Origin of the sequence: Micromonospora eburnea (assembly GCF_900090225.1) — a bacterium.
Taxonomy (GTDB): domain Bacteria; phylum Actinomycetota; class Actinomycetes; order Mycobacteriales; family Micromonosporaceae; genus Micromonospora; species Micromonospora eburnea.
Window position 1 is genome coordinate 2,180,490 of record NZ_FMHY01000002.1, and the last position, 22,823, is coordinate 2,203,312.

At 67.0% G+C, this 22,823-nt stretch carries 23 protein-coding genes and 1 pseudogene; 15 read left to right on the top strand and 9 right to left on the bottom strand.

What is annotated here, in order from left to right:
- Window positions 1-29: 29 nt before the first annotated feature.
- Together GA0070604_RS32920 and GA0070604_RS10295 are read left to right on the top strand one after the other, a co-directional pair.
- On the top strand, window positions 30-716 hold the full coding sequence (locus GA0070604_RS32920) for a hypothetical protein (protein WP_208602001.1): 687 nt from the start codon (window positions 30-32) through the stop codon (window positions 714-716).
- Between the two features lie 202 nt (window positions 717-918).
- Entirely contained in the window at window positions 919-1,569 is a 651-nt protein-coding gene (locus tag GA0070604_RS10295) for a hypothetical protein (protein ID WP_091117729.1), read from the top strand.
- A gap of 97 nt (window positions 1,570-1,666) precedes the next feature.
- Here the strand turns inward: GA0070604_RS10295 and GA0070604_RS10300 are convergent, their stop codons facing one another.
- A complete protein-coding gene (locus GA0070604_RS10300) occupies window positions 1,667-2,347 on the bottom strand; it encodes a TetR/AcrR family transcriptional regulator (protein ID WP_091117731.1) in 681 nt (226 codons plus the stop codon).
- Between the two features lie 599 nt (window positions 2,348-2,946).
- Window positions 2,947-3,555 (bottom strand): dihydrofolate reductase family protein, encoded by a 609-nt coding sequence (locus GA0070604_RS10305; RefSeq protein ID WP_208602002.1) that lies wholly within the window; start codon window positions 3,553-3,555, stop codon window positions 2,947-2,949.
- 3 nt (window positions 3,556-3,558) lie between these two features.
- On the opposite strand from GA0070604_RS10305, the gene GA0070604_RS10310 reads away from it, so the two are divergent.
- The 3 genes from GA0070604_RS10310 to GA0070604_RS10320 all read left to right on the top strand — a co-directional run bounded on the left by GA0070604_RS10310 (window position 3,559) and on the right by GA0070604_RS10320 (window position 6,951).
- Window positions 3,559-4,449: a sigma-70 family RNA polymerase sigma factor gene (locus GA0070604_RS10310; protein ID WP_091117734.1), complete on the top strand. Its 891-nt coding sequence runs from the start codon at window positions 3,559-3,561 to the stop codon at window positions 4,447-4,449.
- A gap of 354 nt (window positions 4,450-4,803) precedes the next feature.
- Window positions 4,804-5,946, top strand: coding sequence for an IS110 family RNA-guided transposase (locus GA0070604_RS10315; protein WP_091127021.1), 1,143 nt, complete (start codon window positions 4,804-4,806; stop codon window positions 5,944-5,946).
- Between the two features lie 57 nt (window positions 5,947-6,003).
- Window positions 6,004-6,951 carry a DUF4253 domain-containing protein gene (locus GA0070604_RS10320; protein WP_091117735.1) on the top strand — a complete coding sequence of 316 codons (948 nt, stop codon included), beginning with the start codon at window positions 6,004-6,006 and terminating at the stop codon, window positions 6,949-6,951.
- Between the two features lie 16 nt (window positions 6,952-6,967).
- Here GA0070604_RS10320 and GA0070604_RS10325 read toward each other — a convergent pair whose 3' ends face one another.
- Entirely contained in the window at window positions 6,968-8,335 is a 1,368-nt protein-coding gene (locus GA0070604_RS10325) for an alpha/beta hydrolase (protein ID WP_208602003.1), read from the bottom strand.
- On the opposite strand from GA0070604_RS10325, the gene GA0070604_RS10330 reads away from it, so the two are divergent.
- The 6 genes and pseudogenes from GA0070604_RS10330 to GA0070604_RS10360 all read left to right on the top strand — a co-directional run bounded on the left by GA0070604_RS10330 (window position 8,328) and on the right by GA0070604_RS10360 (window position 12,922).
- Window positions 8,328-8,873 carry a helix-turn-helix domain-containing protein gene (locus GA0070604_RS10330; protein WP_091117737.1) on the top strand — a complete coding sequence of 182 codons (546 nt, stop codon included), beginning with the start codon at window positions 8,328-8,330 and terminating at the stop codon, window positions 8,871-8,873. The genes GA0070604_RS10325 and GA0070604_RS10330 overlap by 8 nt on opposite strands.
- A 263-nt stretch (window positions 8,874-9,136) precedes the next feature.
- Entirely contained in the window at window positions 9,137-9,409 is a 273-nt protein-coding gene (locus GA0070604_RS10335; protein WP_244161816.1) for a helix-turn-helix domain-containing protein, read from the top strand.
- A 238-nt stretch (window positions 9,410-9,647) separates the two neighbouring features.
- The gene (locus GA0070604_RS10340; protein WP_091117740.1) at window positions 9,648-10,886 is read left to right on the top strand and encodes an IS110 family RNA-guided transposase; all 1,239 of its coding nucleotides are present in this window, start codon (window positions 9,648-9,650) and stop codon (window positions 10,884-10,886) included.
- Between the two features lie 23 nt (window positions 10,887-10,909).
- Window positions 10,910-11,793: pseudogene (locus GA0070604_RS10350) on the top strand (IS630 family transposase); the annotation flags it as partial.
- A 170-nt stretch (window positions 11,794-11,963) separates the two neighbouring features.
- The gene (locus tag GA0070604_RS10355) at window positions 11,964-12,632 is read left to right on the top strand and encodes an HAD family hydrolase (RefSeq protein WP_244161817.1); all 669 of its coding nucleotides are present in this window, start codon (window positions 11,964-11,966) and stop codon (window positions 12,630-12,632) included.
- Window positions 12,633-12,667: 35 nt separating this feature from the next.
- Window positions 12,668-12,922, top strand: a complete 255-nt coding sequence (locus GA0070604_RS10360) for a VOC family protein (protein WP_244161818.1) — start codon at window positions 12,668-12,670, stop codon at window positions 12,920-12,922.
- Window positions 12,923-13,111: 189 nt separating this feature from the next.
- On the opposite strand, the gene GA0070604_RS10365 is transcribed toward GA0070604_RS10360, so the two are convergent.
- Complete coding sequence (locus GA0070604_RS10365) at window positions 13,112-13,537, bottom strand: DUF6188 family protein (RefSeq protein WP_091117743.1); 426 nt, start codon at window positions 13,535-13,537, stop codon at window positions 13,112-13,114.
- Window positions 13,534-15,270, bottom strand: coding sequence for an IS481 family transposase (locus tag GA0070604_RS10370; protein WP_341845354.1), 1,737 nt, complete (start codon window positions 15,268-15,270; stop codon window positions 13,534-13,536). The genes GA0070604_RS10365 and GA0070604_RS10370 overlap by 4 nt, the downstream gene beginning before the upstream one ends.
- Window positions 15,271-15,333: 63 nt before the next feature.
- On the opposite strand from GA0070604_RS10370, the gene GA0070604_RS10375 reads away from it, so the two are divergent.
- Window positions 15,334-16,578, top strand: coding sequence for an IS256 family transposase (locus GA0070604_RS10375; protein ID WP_091113630.1), 1,245 nt, complete (start codon window positions 15,334-15,336; stop codon window positions 16,576-16,578).
- On the opposite strand, the gene GA0070604_RS33900 is transcribed toward GA0070604_RS10375, so the two are convergent.
- From GA0070604_RS33900 to GA0070604_RS10390, 3 genes are all read right to left on the bottom strand, one after another.
- Window positions 16,517-16,780: a helix-turn-helix domain-containing protein gene (locus GA0070604_RS33900; RefSeq protein WP_425256115.1), complete on the bottom strand. Its 264-nt coding sequence runs from the start codon at window positions 16,778-16,780 to the stop codon at window positions 16,517-16,519. The genes GA0070604_RS10375 and GA0070604_RS33900 overlap by 62 nt on opposite strands.
- A 617-nt stretch (window positions 16,781-17,397) precedes the next feature.
- Window positions 17,398-18,642 carry an IS256 family transposase gene (locus tag GA0070604_RS10385; protein ID WP_091113630.1) on the bottom strand — a complete coding sequence of 415 codons (1,245 nt, stop codon included), beginning with the start codon at window positions 18,640-18,642 and terminating at the stop codon, window positions 17,398-17,400.
- A 143-nt stretch (window positions 18,643-18,785) separates the two neighbouring features.
- Window positions 18,786-19,415 (bottom strand): hypothetical protein, encoded by a 630-nt coding sequence (locus GA0070604_RS10390; protein WP_091117744.1) that lies wholly within the window; start codon window positions 19,413-19,415, stop codon window positions 18,786-18,788.
- A gap of 634 nt (window positions 19,416-20,049) precedes the next feature.
- Here GA0070604_RS10390 and GA0070604_RS33450 point away from each other — a divergent pair.
- Complete coding sequence (locus GA0070604_RS33450; protein ID WP_244161820.1) at window positions 20,050-20,526, top strand: tyrosine-type recombinase/integrase; 477 nt, start codon at window positions 20,050-20,052, stop codon at window positions 20,524-20,526.
- A gap of 535 nt (window positions 20,527-21,061) precedes the next feature.
- On the opposite strand, the gene GA0070604_RS10405 is transcribed toward GA0070604_RS33450, so the two are convergent.
- Window positions 21,062-21,892 carry a helix-turn-helix domain-containing protein gene (locus tag GA0070604_RS10405; protein WP_091117746.1) on the bottom strand — a complete coding sequence of 277 codons (831 nt, stop codon included), beginning with the start codon at window positions 21,890-21,892 and terminating at the stop codon, window positions 21,062-21,064.
- A gap of 111 nt (window positions 21,893-22,003) precedes the next feature.
- On the opposite strand from GA0070604_RS10405, the gene GA0070604_RS10410 reads away from it, so the two are divergent.
- Both GA0070604_RS10410 and GA0070604_RS10415 read left to right on the top strand, forming a co-directional pair.
- Window positions 22,004-22,366 carry a VOC family protein gene (locus GA0070604_RS10410; protein WP_091117749.1) on the top strand — a complete coding sequence of 121 codons (363 nt, stop codon included), beginning with the start codon at window positions 22,004-22,006 and terminating at the stop codon, window positions 22,364-22,366.
- A 39-nt stretch (window positions 22,367-22,405) separates the two neighbouring features.
- Window positions 22,406-22,819 carry an SRPBCC family protein gene (locus GA0070604_RS10415; RefSeq protein ID WP_091117751.1) on the top strand — a complete coding sequence of 138 codons (414 nt, stop codon included), beginning with the start codon at window positions 22,406-22,408 and terminating at the stop codon, window positions 22,817-22,819.
- The last annotated feature ends 4 nt before the right edge of the window (window positions 22,820-22,823 follow it).

Sequence of the window (22,823 nt, forward strand, 5' to 3'; positions counted from 1 at the left end):
CCGGGCGTTACCTGGCGTTTCCTGTGTGGGTGACACTTAACTTCTGTCGGGAACTGTCGGCCGCCGATTGGATCGCCCACAGCGACCTGCCGTGGCAGCGGCTTGTGGGCCTCGGCCCTGCGGGCTTCGACGCCTACGCGCGGCTTCGGTTCCTGCCCGATCCGACACGTCCCGGCCAAAGCGAGAACGACGTCGACGCGGACTGGCCCATCGAGCAGCTGCCCACCCTCTTCGAGGTGCTGGCCACCCACACCACGACCCCCGAAGACTGCTACTTCTGCGTCTGGGAAGGCTTCGGCGACGCCGACGTCGCAGCCGACGACGACGCCGTGTACATCGACGAAGAGAACACAGGCGCCCCGCTCGAGCGACTCGGCGGCCAGCCGGGACTGGCACCCACACCCGCTGCCCTGCCCTCGGCACCGCGTGCGCCCAAGGTTGTGGTGCCCCACCGTGCGTACTGGTTGTTTCGAGGGCCGTTAGCCGCCGTCGGCACATGGGACACCGCTGTGGGGTGGCCGGGCCAGCGTCGTCTCAGCAACGCCGAACCGGCATTCGCCTGGCCCGCTGACCACGCCTGGTGCGTGGCCAAGGACGTCGATCCGCATTGGGCCGGGATCGGCGGGACTCGGGCACTGATCACCCAACTCACCACCGACCCGCGCCTCGACGTGGTCCCCGCTGACCCCACCCAGGACCAGCCGCTCTACCGATGAACAGCCCGGTGCCCCGTTGACGAGTGCTTTGCGGACCGCTGACAGGGCCTGCCGTCGGAACGCACGGATCTGCCGCTGAGCGCTCGGATGTCGGGCGGCCGTGGGTCACCGTGTATCGGGCGACCTCCGATCGCATCGTTACGATCATGGTCGACCCGGGGAGTGTTTGAAGACGTTGGGACGCACGCTGCATTGCCGCCGGATGGCGAAGCTTCCGGCTCTGACTGACGCGGAAGACCTCGTTGCGCTGAACGCCACCGTCGACGGCCGGTTGGTCGCCGTCTCGACCTGCGGTAGCCGGCGCAACGGGCTGCCCGGCCTGCGGGTACGGGTTCACCTGCACGAAGCCGGGGACGACTGGCGTCCGGTGGCACTGACCGGTGTGACGATAGCCCCGAACAAGGTGGATCTGCTGCCTGACGGAGATTTCCTGCTGGTCCAGTCCCGATGCGTCCGCCGGCCGTTCGAGCCGGTGCCGGACAACGCACAGGTATTCAACGCCTCCGGTCAAGCGTTGCGGTCATTCCGGATCGGTGATGGCGTCGAACACCTCGCCATCGACGAGCCGGGCACCATCTGGGTCGGCTACTTCGATGAGGGCATCTACAGCGGGGATCCGCTCAGCGCTGGCGGTCTCACGCGGTTTGACGAGTACGGTCGGCAGTTGTGGACCTACTGGCCGCCATCCGGATTCGACCACATCGCCACCTGCTACGCATTGAACGTGAGTGCTCGCACGGCTACCTTCCCTCTGCTCGACGTCGGCTGTCGTGGCAATTTCCGAGACCTCTCGAAGTGCGTCAGCGATGACCTGCAGTGGACTGGGGCCGCCCAGATGCTCGGCGACAGGTAGCGCGACCGATCTGATTTCTCGCTGGTCATGGCGTACGGCGCGCAGCGGGCGGGCGACGACCCTCGACAGATCAGGCGTTCGTTACTGGGGAGGCCTGCTACAGCCAGCTTTCGCGCTGTCGTTGCAGTCCGTCGAGGATCAGGTCGAGTCCGATCTCGAACTCCTCGGTGTACGCGTAGCTAGAGCCCAGGGCGCGGTGGACGATCATCTCGGTGAGGTGCGGGAACTCGTCGTGGGGCATGTGCTTCAGGATCGATCCCGCCACGTCCTCGAGGTCGACGGATGATTTGAAGGGCAGGCTGAGCTCCTGGAGCGTGAACCCGTAGATGTAGCTGTCCAGCACCGAGAGCGCGTGTGCCCCGCCGGCGATCGAGAAGCCGGCCGACCGTAGGCAGCCGATTACCGCGTTGTGGTGGCGCAGAGTCGCGTGGCCGGGGTTCGTCCGTGAGTCCATCAGGCTGATCGCCCACGGGTGGCGGATCAGTGCGCCGCGCATCGAGACTGCCCGCCGTCGCATCGCGGCTCGCCAGTCGACGTCGTCCGACGGGAGTTCGATCTCGCTGAAGACGAGGTCGACCATGCCGTCGAGGATCACGACCTTGTTGCGGAAGTGGTGGTACAGCGACGCGGCCTCGACGTCGAGCCGCTCGGCGAGCTTGCGCATGCTCGGCACACCGTTGCCGGCCTCGTCCGCCAGCGCGACCGCCGTGCGAAGCACCACCTCCTTGCTGAGCGGGTTGCGGCGCGGTGCCGGCCTGCCGGCTGACTCCACGGCCACGAGTTCCTCCTGCCTTGGTTGCTTGGACGGCTTGACAACCTTACACCGTTAGGTCATATCCTAACGCCGTTAGGCTGGCTCTTGCAGTGTTGGGGCGGTTGGCGGCGAACTGAGGAGATGGTCGTGGAACCAATCGGTTTGGACGGAGCCAAGAAGCCGGGCGCAGGAAAGAGTGTGTGCATTGAACCTCGACACCGTCGGGGCCAACGATCGCGAGGGCGTGTTCGGTGCTGGCCCAGTCGATGCCCGCGGTTGGTCGACGCATCGAGGGGTCGTGTTCGACACTCATGGTGTCCTCCTTGCTGTTGCAGCAGCAGGTGGGCACCCAGTGGTCTCAGGACACGGAAGCCGGTCGCTCACTGATCGGCGCTCGACGGCGCTCAGCCCTGTCGCCAGTCATACGTGTCCTGGGACCACCGGGCCCCGCGGAACTCATGCCGGACCTCTCAGGGTCGAGCGGACAAGGCGGTGGCCCGGTAGGGACCAGGTGCGCCGACGACCCGAAATCGCCGGCACCAGACACGGTGCCCGACGAGACCGCCGACAGGAGGAGTCTGCGCAGTGAGCGGATGCGGATGTCCTCGTCGCGTGCAGCTGTTTCAGTGACGGACTTGGTACGTCAGGTGGCTGGCTTCCGGGGTGGCCGTCGTACTGAGCAGATCGAGTTGCGGCCCGTTGCCGCCGTCGAAAAGTGCGGTGCCGGAGCCGAGGAGAAGCGGCGCGATGTGTAGCCGCAGGCGGTCGACCAGCCCGGCCCGCAGCGCCTGCTGGATGATCGAGGCACCGCCCATGATGTGGACTCGCTTGTCAGCGGCCGCCGCAGTGGCTGCCTCGACCGCGGCAGCCACCCCGCCGGTCACGAACGTGAATGTGGTGTCGCCCTTGCGGACCTGGTCGTGCGGACGGTGGGTGACGACGAAGACCGGCATCGCGAAGAAGCCGTTCTCATTGGCCCAGCCGTCGGTGTCGTCGTACACCTGCCGGCTGGTGATGACCGCGCCCGATGCGGCGAACGTCGCTGCGATGAGCTGCTGCCCCTCCTCGTGCTGGAGCCAGGCGTGCAGACGCTCGCCGCCCCTGCCGTATCCGGGAAAGATTGCAAGGTCAGGTCCGGTGACGAACCCGTCCACTGACATGGAGATGTCCGCTTCAACGATTGCCATGCCCATGTAGACGAGCGCCGGCCGGAAACTCTCCGGTATGAACATCGGATGGACGACGCGATGTTCGCCGAGCTGACCGGCCGGTACTACCGGGAGCTGCATGTGTACTGCTACCGGATGCTCGGCTCGGTGGAGGCGGCCGAGGACCACGTGCAGGAGGTGTTCCTTCGGGCGTGGCGCGCCCGAGACCGGTTCGACGGGCGTTCGAGCGTCCGAACCTGGCTGTACCGCATCGCCACCAACACTTGCCTGGACACGCTGCGCCGGGGCGCGCCGCGGTTGCAGCCGTACCCGGATCACCTGCTCGATGAGCAACCCGGCCCCGAGGCGGTGGCGGTGGACCGGGAGACAATGTCGCTGGCATTCCTGGCGATGATCCAGTTGCTGCCGCCGCGCCAGCGCGCCGTGGTGATCCTTCGTGACGTGCTGTCATGGTCGGCCGGCGAGGCAGCCGATCTGCTCGGCACGACGGTACGTGCCGCCAACAGTGCCCTGCACCGGGCCCGGACGACCATGCGGCAGCGATGGCCGGACGGCCGTCTGGCGTGGGCACCTGTCGGCGAACCCGACGCGGCACAGCGGAAACTGCTGGCACGGTACATCGCCGCCCATGAGCAGGCCGATGTGGAGGGCCTGATCGAACTGCTGCGAGAGGATATCCGCCTGACCATCGAGCCGCAGGTCGGCGAATGGACCGGCCGGCCGGCCGTCGCGAGGGCACTGCGCGAGGGCATGAACCTGCCCGGCCATTGGCGGATGGTGCCGACCGCAGCCAATGGCCAACTAGCGGCCGGCGCCTACGTGCGGGCGGCCGGCCAGACCGCGTTCCGCCCGTTCGGAATCGCTGTGCTCAGCGTCGAGGCGAAAGCACTGACGGCGATCGACATGTTCGAAGACCCAAAACTGCTTACTGCATTCGGCCTGCCCACGAGCCTGTAATCCGTAACATCCGGAGGCAGCACGTCGGCGCACAGACCAGAGCCGGACTCCATCCGCCGCCCCCGGCGGCATGATCAGGTGCACTGTACTCGGCTACTTGTTTCATTGACCTGCGACCGTGGCCCGGCCAGGCTTCGGTCGAGGCGCCCGGGCTGTCGCTCTCAATTCGGCTGCCCACGCTGGTCGTGTGGCTCTCATCTGGCCTGCGCGGCCCGGGCGTCGCCCCAGGGCGGGGAGAGGCTCAAGAGGGGTTTGCTCGGCTCGAAGTAGCGTTGCCCTCCCGGCTCGACAACCGAGGTGGATCGAGCATCGGAGGACGCGTTGAGTGTCACGTCAGATCGTGTGGTCATCGGGATGGACCCGCACAAGCGCTCTGCCACGATCGAGGTCATGACCAGCGACGAGACCGTCGTCGGCGGCGGCCGGTTCGACACCGGCCGGGACGGTTACGCGGCGATGAGGAAGTACGCCAGGCAGTGGCCGCACCGGGTCTGGGCGATCGAGGGCTGCCAAGGCATTGGCCGGCACATCGCCAACCGGCTGCTGGCCGACGACGAGCAGGTCGTCGACGTGCCACCGAAGTTGTCCGCCCGTGCGCGGGTGTTCGCCACCGGGCAGGGCCGCAAGACCGACGCCACCGACGCCCACTCCATCGCGCTGGTCGGCACCCGCATGGCCGGGCTGCGCCCGGTGGTCAACGATGAGCAGTTGGCTCTGCTGCGGATTCTGGTCGACCGGCGCCGCTCCCTCGGCGAGGACCATACCCGGATGGTGTCCCAGCTGCACCAACTGCTGCTGGAACTGATCCCCGGTGGGGCGAAGAAGAGTCTGTCCGCCGCCCAGGCCAAGGCACTGCTGGCCACGGTCCGGCCTCGGGACGCGGTCGGCAAGGCTCGAAGGCGGGTCGCCGCAGAGCTGATTGGTGACCTCGAACGGGTCTACCGGCGCTCCAAGGAGGCAGACAAGGAACTGAAGGAACTGGTCGCCTCCACCGGCACCACGTTGATGGACCTGCACGGCATCGGGCCGTCCGGCGCCGCCCGGCTGCTGGTCGAGGTCGGTGACATCACTCGGTTCCCGAACCGGGCCCACTTCGCCTCCTGGAACGGCACCGCCCCCATCGACGCGTCCTCCGGCGAGCAGGTACGCCACCGGCTTTCCCGTGCCGGGAACCGGCAGATCAACCGGGTGCTGCACATCATGGCCACCGTCCAGCTGCGCAATCCCACCGAAGGCCGCGCCTACTTCGACCGGAAGAAAGCCGCCGGCAAGACATCGATGGAAGCGATGCGCGCCCTGAAACGGCGCCTGTCCGACATCGTCTACCGATGCATGATCAACGACGCCACAGCCGCGGCGGCGGGCCCGGGAGGACAACGGGGAACGACCACTGACTCCAGCGTGACCGGCTCTCATCCCCCAGCCGGCTCTTCGGAGAAGTCACTTCCCGGACCCGCCGAAACCCAGGATAGAACTCTCCTCCCGGCGGTGTCTTGACACAGAGGGGAGCCAGAGTCGTGAGCGGCTGACCCATCTCTACGCCGCGTCGCGTCGATGATCGGAGATACCTTCACCGTGCGAAACGACCTCGACCAGATCGAAGCGGCTTTCGTCGGCACGCCGCTGGCCGGGCTGCCGATCGGTTACGGCCCGTCGGGCACCGTCCTCGTCGCCGACCCTAATTGCCTGCAGGAGGCCTGGCAGGCGGCCGACGCGCTGGTGCCGGTCATCGGACGCCGGCCCGTCATGGTCACCGACGACTTCGACTTCGACGACACGCGGAGGATCCGGCCCGAACCCGAGCCGGGTCCGTCGGAGTTGGAGCTACGCGCGTTCGCCGAGGCCGCTGAGTCTTCCGAGCCCTGGCTGACCTACCGCCACTACAGCGAGGACGACGAGGTCGAGGAGGGTGAAGTCGAGTACTACGCCCGTGGCGTGGCCGGTGTCGACCTCACGGCCCTGGTGTCAGATGTGGCGCTGCCGACTTCGCGCCCGGCGCTGGAGCGGGCGCTGTACGATCGGCTGCTCACCGACGCCGACCTGTACGCCCGGGTGCTTGCCGGCGTGCGGTTCGTGACGCAGACCGACTACTGGTACACGCCTACCAGCGTCCTGCTCATGCTAGTGCCCACCAGCGACATCCGCACCTCGGGGTACTGGGTGGACTTCTACGGTGCGCACACCCGGCAGCACCAGCGGATGCTCGCCGAGGTCATGGCGCAGTGGAGTCACCGGTGGGACGCCCGCCTGGTCGCGTCGTGGGGCACCATGCTGCAGTTCCAGGTGGGTCGTCGACCGGCGCCGGGTGACGAGGCGTGGACCGCGGCCGGCCAGCTCAAGGCGCTCGCCCCGAACCTCGACCTAAGCCGGTGGGAGTGTCTTGCCCGCCAGCGACGCGTGGTTCGTGCACAACCGACCCTGACACCTCGGGCACAGAGCCTCCGCCAAGATCTGTCGCGTTGGCTAGCGCTCGGTCGGCGGCAGTTGCGGATGTTCGGCTGATCGCAGTTTCTAGTGGTCAGCGCTCGTGACTGGAAGGGAGTCCGGCGATCTTCCCTTGGCCTGGCACCAGCCATTCGGCGATGTCGGCGACCACGGCCGGGTCGACGTGCTGCGGCGGCTCATACTCGGCGGGCGTGGACGGGCCCGAGCCGGGGAAGAACAGATGGTTGTCGGCGTCATAGATGCGGATCACGACGTCAGGCCGCTGGGCGAGTCCGGCCTGCCAGCTCGTGAGGTCGTCGTCAACGGTCACCTGGTAGTCGCGGCCGCCCTGCAGGATGAGCATCGGTTTGTCCAGCGCCGCCGCGGTCGCGACCGGGTCGTCGCCGCGTAGGTCCAGCCAGTATGAGGCAGGCCAGCCGAACGGCAGGTCCGCAGCCGGGGTCGCTGGCGACAGGTCGGGGCTGTCAATGAGCGCCGCCTGCTGCGTGAACGCCTCCACAGCGGCCTGGGGGATCGAGTCGGGGGTCATCGAGGCGAGGTAGCGGACGACGCGGACGGCGGCACGGTGCATCGGCTGCGTGTCCCCGGCCAGGATCACCAGGCCCGCGACGGACGCCTCGGCAGCCGCGACCCGGGGGGCGGCTCTGCCGCCCATGCTGTGGCCGAGGACAAACACCCGCTCGGGATCCACCGTCGGCTGCTGCTGGAGCAGACGGACGGCGGCGACCGCGTGCGGCACGTACTCGTCGGCCACTGTGGAACCAGGCTTCATGGCCATGCGGCTGTGGGCAAAGGCAAGTTTGTCGAAGCGGGCCACCGCCACGCCACGGCTGGCCAGCCCCCACGCCAGGTCCTTCAGCGGCTTGTTCACCCCGCTGGTCTCGTCCCGGTCGAAGGGCCCGCCGCCGCTGAGCAGCACCACACCGGGCTGAGGACCGCGTCCGCGGGGCAGGGTATGGGTGCCGGACACGGCGAGTGGGCCGGAGCCGACGGTGACCTCATGCTCGGTGAACCGTTCGGGGGCTGAATAGCTCGGTGGCTCCCAGGACGTGACAGTCGGCAGCGAAAGCCGCAGGCCGTGCATCATGCCCGCATCGTCGACCGACATGATCACTGTGACCTCGCCATGCTCGCAGGTCAGCGGGACGCTCACCCGAACCAGCCCCGCCTCGGCACGCTCGCTCACCGGCTCCCCAACGGCCGCGACCGTCCCGACCTTGGAGATCTCGCCCGCCCAGGCAGCCTGCAGCGTCTCGGCGGACACCAACGCCCGCAACTGCGGGGTGAACAGCTCCGCGATCTCCACGAAGCGCCCTTCCCGTGCCATCCCGACAACTGCTGCGGCGACCGTCCTCGGTTCCGTGTTCACCATCATCCCGACACCGCCATTCTCATGTTTTGCGAACGGTAGCACATCGTGAGATCGTTGGGCTGTGGACACGTTGGAACTCCTGGGACACCCCGTACGGCTGCGGATCGTTCACGCCATGCGCGGCGGGCGGATGCTCACCACCGCCCAGCTCTGCGCGCGGCTACCCGACGTCTCGAAGGCCATGGTCTACCGGCACATCGATCTACTCGCCGCCGGTGGAATTGTGGAGATCGCCGAGGAACGCCGTGTACGCGGCGCCGTTGAGCGCCACTACCGACTGCGCCAGGACCGTGCCTCCATCGACCCGGAGACGGCCGCATTGCTGTCGCGCGACGACCACCGGCGCGGTTTCGCCGCAGCGGTGGCCGCCCTGGTCGCCGAGTTCAACGCCTACCTCGACCGTGGAAACACCGACCCGACGACCGACCCCGTCGGCTACCGACAACACGCAATCTGGCTTAACCGCGACGAAGTCAACACCATGATCAGAATACTGCGCGACGCGATCGCGCCCCAACTGGCAAATCCGCCCACCCCCGACCGCACCAGATACCTACTCAGCCCCATCCTCTTCCCCAGCGAAGAACCACCCACCGACACCACCTGAGGCACCACGTCGGCCCGCGGCCTTCGGCGCCAACCATCCCTGCCCCAGGCAGCTCGCCGGGCACATCCACCAAACGTTCGGCTCTGTCTCACATTCGGTCGTGACCGAAGGCAGTCGAGGTCGTTGAGATCGTGTGCAAGATCGATGATCTTACGAAGACGGTGTTCTCAGGGCTAGTGCCGTGACCACGAACGTTCACGGTGTTGGTTGACACGCCGTCCGGCGTGTCGGTCGGACGGCGTCGTGGCGGTCAGGCTGTGGCGGTGGCAGATCCTGTACGCGTGCGGCGGCTGAGTGATCAGGAAGGTCAGCAGCTGCTCAGAATCACCCGCCGGGGAACCGGTTCACCGATCCGACTGCGACGGGCGATGGTCGTGCTCGCGTCTGCTGGCGGGAACACGGTGCCGGCCATCGCCCGTCTCGTGCAAGCCGATGAGGACACGATCCGGCAGGTCATCCACCGGTTCAACGAGATGGGGATGGCCAGCCTGGACCCTAATGGGCCTTACCGGGAACCCGGCGGCATTGCTTCTTGACGTTGCTGCAGGAGACTCGGACGGTAGCCGCTGGCAGGTGAGCACTCTTGGACCCTGGACGTTGAGTCCTGCACTGAGACCGTGCCCCTGTCGGTGTTCTGGGGAGGCTTGACCGTTGATGGGGTGTCGTGCCGTCCGAGCGTTCGACCCTGCTCGGGATGAGCACTGATCCATTAGGGCACGTGCTGTCCTCCTCCTGGCTGCTGATCGATGCCATCGAGGTTGAGGAGGGGCAACGTTGCTGTTCGTCGGTGATGACTGGGCCGAGGACCACCATGACGTGGAGCTGCAGGACCAGACCGGACGAGTGCTGGCAAGGCGGCGGTTGCCGGAAGGCATCACGGGTATCGCAGCCCTTCATGCACTGGTCGCCGAACGTGTGGCTGGGGAGGATGCCGGGGACAGCCGAGACGATGTCAGCGTGGTGGTGGGTATCGAAACCGACCGGGGCCCGTGGGTCGAGGCGCTGATCGCTGCCGGCTATCAGGTTTTCGCGATCAACCCGAGGCAAGCGAGCCGGTTCAAGGAGCGTTACGGCGCCTCAGGAGCCAAAAGCGACAAGGGTGACGCGCACGCGTTGGCGGACATGGTCCGCATCGACCGGGCGCAACTGCGTCCGGTCGCTGGTGACACGTCATCGGCTCAAGCGATCAAGGTGGTCGCCCGGGCACATCAGACGATGGTCTGGGAGCGGACCCGTGCGGTTCTGCGGCTGCGGTCGGCGCTGCGGGAGTACTTTCCGGCCGCGTTGGTCGCCTACGAGAAGTTGGGGCTGGCCGGCGCTGACGCTCTGGAGTTGTTGCAGGCAGCGCCGTCTCCCGCGGAGGCTGCGGCACTGGATGTCGAGGTGATCATCGCGGCGCTGCGGCGGGTTCATCGACACAAGGTTCACGCCAAAGCAGCGGACATCAGCGCCGCTCTGCGCAGTGAACACCTGGGCCGTTCGGCAGCGGTTACTGAGGCCTACGCCGCTACGGTTGCCGCGCTGAGCGCCGTGATCGCAGTCTTCAACATTCAGATCAAGCAGTTGGAACGACAGGTTGAGGCGCACTTCATCGATCATCCCCAGGCCGCCATCTATCGGTCGCAGCCGGGCATCGGCGTCGTCACCGGAGCTCGGCTGCTGGCGGAGTTCGGCGACGACCCTGACCGCTACAACAGTGCAAAGGCGCGCAAGAACTATGCCGCGACCAGCCCGGTCACCAGGGCATCGGGCAGAAGCAAAGTGGTCATGGCCCGCTACGTGCACAACGACCGCTTGGTCGACGCGCTGCACGCCCAGGCATTCTCCGCCGTCAACGGCTCGCCCGGCGCCCGCGCCTACTACGACAAGCAACGCGCCCGCGACGTCGACCACGGCCGAGCCCTGCGGCAAGTCGCCAACCGCCTGGTCGGCATCCTTCACGGTTGCTTAAAAACCGGCACCGCTTACGACGAGAACATCGCCTGGCCGCATCAATCAGCCGCTACTGCTTGACACCGAATCGGCATGGGGTGTCTCAGTGGGCGGGTGGCCGTCCCCGCCAGATCAGTAGCGACGAAGAGCAGTTCATCGTCGAGACGGCCAACACCCGCCCCGAGAAGCTGGGGCGGCCGTTCACCCGCTGGAGCATCCGCAAGCTTGCCGACCACCTGTGCCTTCACACCACCCGACGGGTCCGGATCGGGCGGGAACGGCTGCGGCAGATCCTGCACCGACACCGGATCACCTTTCAACGGACGAAGACGTGGAAGGAGTCCACCGACCCGCACCGCGATGCCAAACTCACCCGGATCGAGTACGTGAGCAGCCACTTCCCGCAGCGGGTGTTCGCGTTCGACGAGTTCGGCCCCTGGTGATCCGCCCGCAGGCCGGCGCTGGGTGGGCACCGGCCGGGCACCCGCACCGGCTGCCCGCGAACTACCACAAGCTGCACGGGGTCCGGCAGTTCCACGGCTGCTACTCGGTGGGTGACGACCAATTCTGGGGCGTGGTCCGGCGTCGCAAGAGCGCCGCGCACACCCTGGCCGCGCTCAAGTCGATCCGGGCTGCGCGTCCGGACGGGGCGCCGATCTACGTCATCCTGGACAACCTGTCCGCGCACAAAGGCCTCAAGATCCGGGCGTGGGCGGCCCGGAACAAGGTCGAACTGTGCTTCACCCCGACCTACGCCTCTTGGGCCAACCCGATCGAGGCCCAGTTCGGGCCGCTGCGCACCTTCGTCATCGCCGGCTCGAACCACCCGAACCACCCGGCGCTGACCCGACGGTTGCAGGCCTACCTGCGCTGGCGCAACGCCAACGCCCGCCACCCCGACGTCCTGGCCGCCCAACGCCACGAACGCGCCCACATCCGCAGCGAACGCCAACGACGCTGGGGACAGACCGCCACCCGAGCGGCCTGACCGCAACACCATGAACGTTCGTGGTCAGAGCACTAGGGACTGCCGGTATCCAGCGGCCCCCGGTCGGGCGACCAAGGCCGGCCCGGAGGGCAACTCGACCTGTTCTGCGTCGAGCGCAGTCAGGAGCATCATGGCCCATGTCAATCGTCCCGCTGATCTAGGGTGACCTGGTGCCTTCGAAATCCGTGACAACCGTCCTGTTCGATTTCGCTTGGACCCTGTTCGCCAGAGACCCCAACCGCTGGGTCGGCAGCGCGGCGGCCTTGATCGGCCGGGAGGTGGCCGCCGGTGAGGCGGAGCGCATCGCCTCGGATTTCGCTGAGTTGCTGCGGACGACGGCTACGGACCCTGCTCACATCGCCCGGGACTTGGACCCACAGGTGTGGGACCGGGCGATTCTGGCTGTCCTGCAGCAAATCCGTGGGGTGGACTTGCCGTTTGCGCGAGCCCTGCACGAAACGCGCGCCGAAGCGCTGACGCCGTACGCGGACACGGCGTCCACTCTCGCCGCGCTGAGTGCCCGCGGTATTCGCCTTGGCGTGGTCAGCAACGTGGGCTGGAACATTCGCATCTGCTTTGCGAGGCATGGGCTTGACCGCTACATCGATGCATTCGTTCTTTCCTACGAGGTCGGCTTCGTCAAACCCGATGTACGAATCTGGCGCACCGCAGTCGAAGCCCTGGCGGCACAGCCAGATCGAACGTTGATGGTTGGCGACCATCCCGGATGCGACGGCGGTTCCGTGGCCGTCGGCATACCGGCCCTGGTGCTGCCGATGGTGAGTTCGCCAGCCCAGCCTCGCGGGTTCGATCAGGTGCTGGCGTTGACCGGAATCTGAAGCCGGTTCGGTTCCTGGTTTGTCGAGGTTGCCCAATGCGCTTCGGGAAAGATCTCCGATTCTTCCAGCATGACGTCGAGCCGAAGGCAGTCAAGAACCGAATGCACTTCGATATCCACGTCGGCGGCGGCCGGCACGAGCCGTTGGAGGTGCGCTGGCCGCGGGTCCAGGCGATCGTCGACAAACTGGTGGCAGCAGGCGGGACCGTACTCCGGGTCGACGCACCGGACGGTGCCCCTGACCATGTGACGATGGCCGACCCAGAGGGCAACGAGTTCGACGTCCTTTAGGCCCGTTCGGCCGGGCAGCTGGCCAAGCCGTAGCCGTCGACAGCGTCACGCAGGTCCTAATACCGATGTGTCACGCAGGTCCCGAGACCGGACAGACGGCGGGCCAGCGTGTCGGGCTCCACTTGATGCGTTACGGATCGCTGTCACTTGATCTGTGACACGTCCGGCTAGACGATCTTGCGTTGGATGTTAGTCGGTGTGGTGTGGTTCGGGCTGGGGAGGTGGCTGCCAGGCGGTTTCCTCGCCGGGGCCGACGGTTATCGGGTCGACTCCCGTGCCCGTGAGGTGCCAGGACTCGTAGTGGTGATCGGGGCCGACGTGTAACTCGGCGCCGTTGTCGAAGGTCAGGTGAAGGGCGCCCTTGCCGTGGATCTCAACGCTGCTGATGGTCTGGCCGAACAGGTCCAGGACGGGTGCCAGGCTGGCGCCGGTGCCGGGGTCAAGTTCGTGCCATTGCCCGTGCGGGTCGCAGAGTAGGAACGGAGTTTCGATGGCCAGTTCGGCGTCGACACGGTAGCCCTCGTCGGGGTCGAGCGCGGAGAGGCTGAGCCGGACCTGGTGGTCGAAGGCTGTTCGGTCGACACGGCAGCCGGTCAATGGGGTGGGGACTTTCATCGGGCATGTCCTGTGTGCTGGCGTGGAGGTTCGGGTTTGCGGACTTTGAATCTAGCGATTTGCTTGGTCGTGGTGCGGGGGACTTCGGTGAGGAGTTGGTCGCCGTCGTGGACGCGGAAGGTGGTGTCGGCGGCTTCGACGGTGAGCGTTTGACCGGCGTGGCCGATGCCGACGTGGATTTTCTGGCTGGCGATGACGAGGACGCCGCGGCTGCTGACGCGTCGTTCGACGCGGAGTGGCTGGGTTGCCGGGGTGGGTGGAGGTCCGGCGGGCCGGGCGTCGCGGATGCGGGCTTGTTCGGCCGGGGTAAGCGGGTTGGGCAGGCTGCGTAGCAGGGTTCGGTCGGTGTCGAGGAGGTGCAGCACGCCGCGGTCGAGGCGGATGGTGACGCGTCGGCCGGCGAGGTGGTAGCCGATGGGGTGTTGCCGGCCGGCGAGGCTGACCAGGCCGATGGCGTTGACGAGCCGGTCGACCTCGACGGGAGCTCCCGGCTTAAGCTGGCCGGCGGTGACCGGCGGCGGGCCGGCGTGACGGCCGCCGTCGGCGAGGAGCTGACGCAGGTGGGCGGGGGTGAGCCGGGAGGGCAAGGTCTTGAGCCGGACACCGTCGAGGAGCAGGTGAACCACGGTGGTGTCGGCCCAGAGGCCGATAACGAGTCCGGCCCTGGCGGGCCCGAGCCAGAACTGTTGCCCGCAGACGGCGAGGTTGCCGGAGGCAGGAACGGTGCGGGTGATCTCCACAGCCAGGTTGACGGGGTCAACGCCGTTGGCCGACAGCACCAGCGGAGCGGGCAGGGCCGGTGGATCCTGCGACTCCGCTGTCGGTGCCGGTCGGGGTGCGGGCACGGGCACGGCGGTGGTCAGAGCGGGCGGCAACCTGAGCGGCAGTTGCCCGTCGGTGGGGCGGGTGGTGAACCGGTCGGCCGGGAACGCCATGTCCAGCGACTGGTGAGGCCGGTTGGTGTTGTACTCGGTGCGGAAGGCGTCTACGGCGGTCTGCACGGCCTCCAGGTCGGGCCAGACCTCGACGTCGTCGAGCAGTTCTCGTTGCAGAATCTGGTGGAACCGCTCGACCTTGCCTGTGGTGGTGGGGGTGCGGGGTTTGGTGTTGCGGGCCACGATGCCGTTCTCCCGGCAGATCCGTTCGAACATCACCTCGGCCGGGCGGGGCCGGCTGAACCGGCCGGTGAACTGCTTGCCGTTATCAGTCAGCACCTCCTCGGGCACTCCGAACCGTTGCAGCGCTTCGGCGAAGGCCAGGCAGACGGCCCGGCCGGTGGCCCGCCGGACCACCGTGGCGATGACGCAGAACCGGGAGTGGTCGTCCACCCCGGTGACGACCTTGAGTTCGGCGCCGCTGGCCAGCGTGATTCCACCGACGATGTCCAGCTGCCACAGCTCCATCGGCCGATCCCGTTCCCAACGCCGGTAATCCTCCCGCCGACGTCGACGACGAACCGGGTCAATGAGGCCGTGCCGTACCAGGACCCGGTAGATGGTGCTCAGCGACGGCACCGGACCAGGACAGCCGAGGCGGCCCAGCTCGAACTGCAGCCGGCGCTGGCCCCACCGCGGATGCCCACGGCGCAGTTCGCAGATCGCCGCCTCAACCTCCGGGCTGGTCTGGGCCGGATGGGCATGCGGGCGATGAGAACGATCGGCCAACCCGTCCAGGCCCGGTTGCGTCCACGGGAGTGGTGTACGACTTGCCCGTGATGGGCGTGTTGCGTAGATGAGAGACGGCCATCGCGTCGATCCTTCAAGACGACCAAGTCAGAGAAGGAAGAAGAGGACGCGATGGCCGCTTCAGCGAGTGTGAACCCTGTTGACCTGCTGCGCGAGCAGATCGAGGGCGCGTCGCCTGATGTGTTGCAGGCGATGGTGAAGACGTTCGCGCAGGCGTTGATGTCCGCCGAGGCGGACGCGGTCTGCGGCGCGGGATATGGGCAGCGCAGCGATGAGCGGGTGAACTCCCGCAACGGTTACCGGCATCGGGAGTGGGACACCCGCGCCGGGACGATCGACCTGGCGATCCCGAAGCTGCGGCACGGCAGCTACTTTCCGGAGTGGTTGCTCACCCACCGGCGGCGGGCCGAGCAGGCCTTGGTCTCGGTCGTGGCCACGAGTTACCTGCTGGGGGTGTCGACGCGGCGGGTGGAGAAGCTGGTCGAGCAGCTCGGGATCCGGCAGCTGTCGAAGTCGCAGGTCTCGGAGATGGCCGCCCACCTGGACGCGCAGGTCGAGGCGTTCCGCAACCGGCCCTTGGACTCAGGGCATTACACGTTCGTGTGGATGGACGCGCTGACGATGAAGGTCCGCGAAGCCGGTCGCACCGTCAACGTCCACGCGCTGATCGCTGTCGGCGTCAACGCTGACGGCCAACGCGAAGTCCTCGGCCTCGACGTCGCCTCCGACGAAGACGGCGCCGGCTGGCTGGCGTTCCTGCGATCGTTGACCGCCCGCGGCCTGTCCGGTGTCCGCCTGGTCATCTCCGACGCCCACGCAGGCCTGGTGCATGCCATCGGGGCGGCTCTGCCCGGGGCCTCGTGGCAGCGGTGCAGGACCCATTACCTGCGCAACCTGCTGACCAAGGTGCCGAAGTCCGCGCAGCCGTGGATCGCCACCCTCGTCCGGACGATCTTCGACCAGCCCGACGCCGACGCCGTCCGCGCCCAGTTCGACAGGGTCGTGACCACCATCGAAGCGAAGTTCCCGGCCGCGGCCGAGCACCTCGATGCCGCCCGCGACGACCTCCTGGCGTTCACCGGCTTCCCGCGTGAGATCTGGCGCCAGATCTGGTCCAACAATCCTCAGGAGCGACTGAACAAGGAGATTCGCCGCCGCACCGACGTCGTCGGGATCTTCCCCAACCGGCCGGCGATCATCCGCCTCGTGGGCGCAGTCCTGGCCGAGCAGACCGACGAATGGACCGAAGGACGCCGCTACATGGGCCTGGAACTACTGGCCAAAGCCCGCCTGATCACCGTCGACACCAGCCAACACGACACCGACCAGCCCGACGCGGCGCCGATCGCCGCATAGCATCAGAACGGATCACGCGATGGCCGTCTCTTACACCACCAGCGCGGACGTGACCCCAGGCCCCCAGGCCCTCATCCCGATACCAGCCCAACCAGCGGCGCACCGTCTGCCGGGACACACCGAACCGCTCGGCAACCTCAGACACCGGAAGCCCGGCCTGGACCTCCAACACTGCTCGGTAACGCTGCTCCGTCACGCTCATCTCCACCAGCACTCGGCGGAGTGTCACGCATCAAGTGAAGTCACCGTGTAACGCATCATCCGGAGTACGACAGACGGCGGGCCAGCGTGATGTGAAAACTTTCTTTACGAGATCAGGCAACCCGCGCCGCGGACCGCTTGCGCCGCCGAACCTGGGCCGGGCCGATGGCCCGCCGCCGAGCCTCTGGCCTTCGGCCGCCAGCGCGTCGGTGGTAGCCCGCTGGCGGCGCGCAACATACGACGAAGCCCCGGGCCGCCATGTGTGCTGGCTAGATCCAGGGCTTCCGTGTTGATCGGGACAAGGGCGGGTGCCTCCGGCGGGGCCTCGGGCACTCCGGGATGGTGGCGCCATCCCGACAGCCTCCGTCTGGGCAGAGCCGAGTGGGCAGGCCCCACCCACTCCACGGTGTGCGGACGAAGGCCGACGGGATGGCTAGGAGGCGCAGCGCGGAAGGTCGACGCCGGTCGAGTGGGTGACTAACCGGGTGACAACCGGGACGGACTGCGGACGGCCGTGCCCTCGGTCGGGGGCGCGGCCTCTGTCGCCGCATGGCGCACGGCGAGGTCACGTCCGCGCTGGTGGTGTAAGAGACGGCCATCGCGTGATCCGTTCTGATGCTATGCGGCGATCGGCGCCGCGTCGGGCTGGTCGGTGTCGTGTTGGCTGGTGTCGACGGTGATCAGGCGGGCTTTGGCCAGTAGTTCCAGGCCCATGTAGCGGCGTCCTTCGGTCCATTCGTCGGTCTGCTCGGCCAGGACTGCGCCCACGAGGCGGATGATCGCCGGCCGGTTGGGGAAGATCCCGACGACGTCGGTGCGGCGGCGAATCTCCTTGTTCAGTCGCTCCTGAGGATTGTTGGACCAGATCTGGCGCCAGATCTCACGCGGGAAGCCGGTGAACGCCAGGAGGTCGTCGCGGGCGGCATCGAGGTGCTCGGCCGCGGCCGGGAACTTCGCTTCGATGGTGGTCACGACCCTGTCGAACTGGGCGCGGACGGCGTCGGCGTCGGGCTGGTCGAAGATCGTCCGGACGAGGGTGGCGATCCACGGCTGCGCGGACTTCGGCACCTTGGTCAGCAGGTTGCGCAGGTAATGGGTCCTGCACCGCTGCCACGAGGCCCCGGGCAGAGCCGCCCCGATGGCATGCACCAGGCCTGCGTGGGCGTCGGAGATGACCAGGCGGACACCGGACAGGCCGCGGGCGGTCAACGATCGCAGGAACGCCAGCCAGCCGGCGCCGTCTTCGTCGGAGGCGACGTCGAGGCCGAGGACTTCGCGTTGGCCGTCAGCGTTGACGCCGACAGCGATCAGCGCGTGGACGTTGACGGTGCGACCGGCTTCGCGGACCTTCATCGTCAGCGCGTCCATCCACACGAACGTGTAATGCCCTGAGTCCAAGGGCCGGTTGCGGAACGCCTCGACCTGCGCGTCCAGGTGGGCGGCCATCTCCGAGACCTGCGACTTCGACAGCTGCCGGATCCCGAGCTGCTCGACCAGCTTCTCCACCCGCCGCGTCGACACCCCCAGCAGGTAACTCGTGGCCACGACCGAGACCAAGGCCTGCTCGGCCCGCCGCCGGTGGGTGAGCAACCACTCCGGAAAGTAGCTGCCGTGCCGCAGCTTCGGGATCGCCAGGTCGATCGTCCCGGCGCGGGTGTCCCACTCCCGATGCCGGTAACCGTTGCGGGAGTTCACCCGCTCATCGCTGCGCTGCCCATATCCCGCGCCGCAGACCGCGTCCGCCTCGGCGGACATCAACGCCTGCGCGAACGTCTTCACCATCGCCTGCAACACATCAGGCGACGCGCCCTCGATCTGCTCGCGCAGCAGGTCAACAGGGTTCACACTCGCTGAAGCGGCCATCGCGTCCTCTTCTTCCTTCTCTGACTTGGTCGTCTTGAAGGATCGACGCGATGGCCGTCTCTCATCTACGCAACACGCCCATCACGGGCAAGTCGTACACCACTCCCGTGGACGCAACCCACGGCGACGGAGGGAGGGGCGGGTTAGCAGTGCCAGGTCGTGCCCGGCAGGCGGAGCCAGTTCTGGTGCGTCCAGCCGACGTGGACGGTGGAAGTACCAGGGACCCTGTAGTACAGCAGGGACCACCTGTCGTTCCCGGTACCGAGTGTCGCGCCGGTGGAATAGCAGAGCTCGAACGCCTCGACCTGCGCGCCGAGCATCGTGAGTACCTGGCAGGTGTTGTTCGTGCAGCTGTGGAGCCCGGCAATGTTGTCGTATTGCGCGAAATTGTGGCCGTAGTAGCTTTCCATTGCGGCCGAGTCGTCGCACCAGAGCGTTTGGGCTTTGCTCGTCAGGTACCACTCATTGGTCCACCCGGCCAATTTCTGCTGCGGGTGGTAGACGACGTCCCAATACGCTGTGCCGTTCAGCGTCTCCCCGGTTTTGTAGCAGAAGTCGGTGACGGGATTGGCGGGCGTGATGAGCGTCAGCCACGGCGACGCGCTCGTGGGTTTGAGATGGATGCCGGTGCCGTCCACCCGGCCGTAGTTAGTGAACTGGCCGTACGACGTGGCACCCGCGTCGCCGGAGGGCCCGGCGGATGCCACGCTCGCCGGCATTGTGGCACCGAGCAGTGCTGAGATCGCGAGGATCATTAGGCCCTTGCGCAGCATCGTCCAACCTTTCGAGGTATCCCGAACCGGGATTAATCGAGAACCTTGCATGTGTAGCTTTCTAGCACAGTTGACGGCTGCCAGTTGCCCCGTACTGCAGATCTTGAAAGGTCAGCTTGGCCCACGGGCGCGCGGCGGAAGGCTGGCGGCGGGCGAGGCCCAGTGGTGCAGCAGTGGGGTACAGCAACCGACCACACCAAGCGGAACCATGGTGACCACCATCGGACCGTTGACCAGCCGCGCGAGCCGAACCGGACCTCATTGCCGATCTCTGGGGGTCAAGGGGTCGTCGGTTCAAATCCGGCCGTCCCGACAGTGTGAGGGTTCCCGCAGGTCAGAGACTTGCGGGAGCCCTCTTTTCATTGCTTGACATGGATGCCTGGTCTAGCGCGCCGCTGTTGGGCTCCTGACTCGGGCAGGTTGTCATGCCACTACTGGATCTTCAGAAGCTCACCGACGGACTGTCTCGGACCTGGGCCGGGTTCCTGCGGGGCTGGGACCGGTCGCTGCGGGCGGGAAACTACCCGGAGACGACCCGGTACAACTACCTCCTCGCTGCCGCTCAACTCGGCCGCTTTCTGGGGAGTGCTCGCCGGATCCGGACGCCGACGGCGGGGCCGACGACCCGTGCGCGGTGACGCGGGTGCATGTGGAGGCGTTCCAGGCCTGGATGATCGAGACCAGGTCCGCGTCGACCGGTTTGAACAAGCACAAGGGTCTGCAGCAGGTCTTTAAGTGGCTGCTTGTCGATGAGCAGGCCATCGACCGATCACCGATGGACCGGGTTCGGCAGCCGACGACGTCCCGCAAGTTGATTCCGGTCCTGCGTGACGAGGACACCAGTAAGGTGCTCGACGCGTGCAAGGGCAGAGGCTTGGCCAATCTGCGTGACGAGGCGTTGATCCGACTGCTGTGCAACACCGGCGTCCGCCGGTCCGAGGTCGGTAACCTCCTTGTCGCGGACGTCAATCTGAACACCGAGTCGGTGCGCTTCCACGGCAAGGGCGCGAAGGACCGACGGGTGCGGTTTGGACCCAAGACCGCCCGGGCGGTGAGCCGGTATCTGCGAGTCCGGGACAAACACAAGGGTGCCGCCCTGCCGAACCTGTGACTGGCGCAACGTGGCGGGGCGCCCTTGACGCCGAACGGCATCAAGATCCGGCTCAAGCGGCTCGGCCAGGTAGCTGGAGTTCCTGATGTGTACGCGCATCGCTGGCGCACAACTTCGCCCACGAGTGAAAGCGTGCCGGTGGGGACACCGGCGATTTGATGCTGCTGCTGGGCTGGACCTCCGACGACATGCCCCGTCGTTCCCGCCGGCAGACGCGAGCACGACCATCGCCCGTCGCAGTCGGATCGGTGAACCGGTTCCCCAGCGGGTGATTCTGAGCAACTGCTGACCTTCCTGATCACTCAGCCGCCGCACGCGTACAGGATCTGCCACCGCCACAGCCTGACCGCCACGACGCCGTCCGACCGACAGGCCGGACGGCGTGTCAACCAACACCGTGAACGTTCGTGGTCACGGCACTAGACAAGAGGAATGATCGATCAAGGGCTGCCCTCATGATCAGCCGGGGTCGATGCCGCCGCCCGACAGGTTAAAGATCAAGTTAGTACATGATCCACTTGGGCTTGCCTGCCAGCTAGCCCACCGGCAGCGCTGCGGCAGGTTGTGTCAGCAGGCGGCGCAGCCCGGTCGGGGTGTGACCCACGTGGGCTCGTAGCGTCCGGCACAGGTGCGCCTGATCGGCGAAGCCGAGGTCTGCGGCGAGCACGCCGAGCCGAGGCTCACCGGCTGCCAACCGGTCCAACGCGCGCGCGACGCGGACGCGGTTGCGGTAGCGGGTGAGCGACACCCCGAGTTCCCCGGTGAACGCTCGGCTCAGCCGGTAAGGCGAGACGCCGAGCAACGCCGCCAGCGGCAACAAGCCGCCGGCGGCGGGATGATCGGCGCCGATCAGCTCACGAGCCGCCTCGACGAGTGGGCGGTTACCACCGGCGGTGTTCGCTCCGGCTGGGGTGGGCTCGGTGACGGCCTGCGTGATCGCGTGGCTCATCAGCTTCAGCAGTTGCTCAGTGAGCGCGAAGTCGACGTCTCCGGTCCGAGCGGCGGCGACAACCCGCCGATGTGCCAGATCTGCTTGCGCGTCGACGTAGATGGTCGGCCTTACCCGCTGGGTATCGCCGGCGAGGGCTCGCCACAGTGCGGGGGCCAGGGTTACTGAGGTGCAGACGTCGCCGCCGGCCGGGTGGGCGAAGCGCTCCTCCTGGCCGGGCACACCGAGATAGGCGACGGTGGGGTCGAGATCGGCGCAGACGCCGCCGGTCCTTCTGCGGAATCTGCCCTGCCGCACGATCACGACCCGGAAGCTGTCGTGCGCCTCAGCCACGGACCAGTTCCTGTGGTCGTCTCGGCAGGTGACCGCGGTGACGGTGTACTCGGGCCGAGCCGCGACCTCAACGAACGAAAGCACGGACCGACGCTACCCGCAGGGTCTGACAGCCGGCGCTTGCAAGGATCTTCAAGACAACGCGTGCCGGTCGGCGGAGGCTGTGGGCACCCCGATTTTGAAGGAGTTATTGACATGCCTGCACTGGCCGAACTCGCCACGATCGTCATCGACTGCGCCGAACCCGGTCCACTTGCGGCGTTCTACCGGACGGTGACCGGCTGGGAGGTCACGTACAGCGACGCCGACTGTGTATATCTGGGCGGCAATGCCGCCATTCAGCTCGGCTTCCAGCATGTCGCGGGCTACCAGCCGCCGACCTGGCCCGATCCCGCGAAACACGCCCACCTCGACTTCAAGGTCGCCGACATCGACCACACCGTCAAGGAACTGCTGGCACTCGGTGCGACCAAACCCGAGTTCCAACCCGGCGGCGATGAGTGGACCGTGCTTACCGACCCCGCGGGACACCCGTTCTGCTTGGCCGCCGGCCTCTGAACCCGGGTCCTCACACCACGATTACCACAGGTAGGGAGCATGGCTTCAATACGCAACGAAATTTCGATCAAATCCAGTGCTGACGATGTCTGGAAGGTCATCGGCGACTTCGGTACGGGTCCTTCGCGCATGGCGCCCGGTTACGTCGTCGACACCCGCATCGACGGAGATTGTCGAGTCGTCACCTTCGCCGACGGCACGGTGGCACGCGAACGGTTCATTTCCGTCGATGGCGATGCTCGCCGGATCGTCTATACGGTCATCGGAGATACCCTCTGTCCCAATCATGACAACGCCTCGATGCAGGTCGTCGCTGAAGATCAGCACCATTGTCGACTGATCTGGATCCACGACGTGCTACCCGACGATCTCGCCGTGCCCATCCAAACGGCGATGGCCCAGGGCGCAGCCGTCATCAAACGGACCCTGGAATCCCGCGCCGGGCGGGCCTGACTGG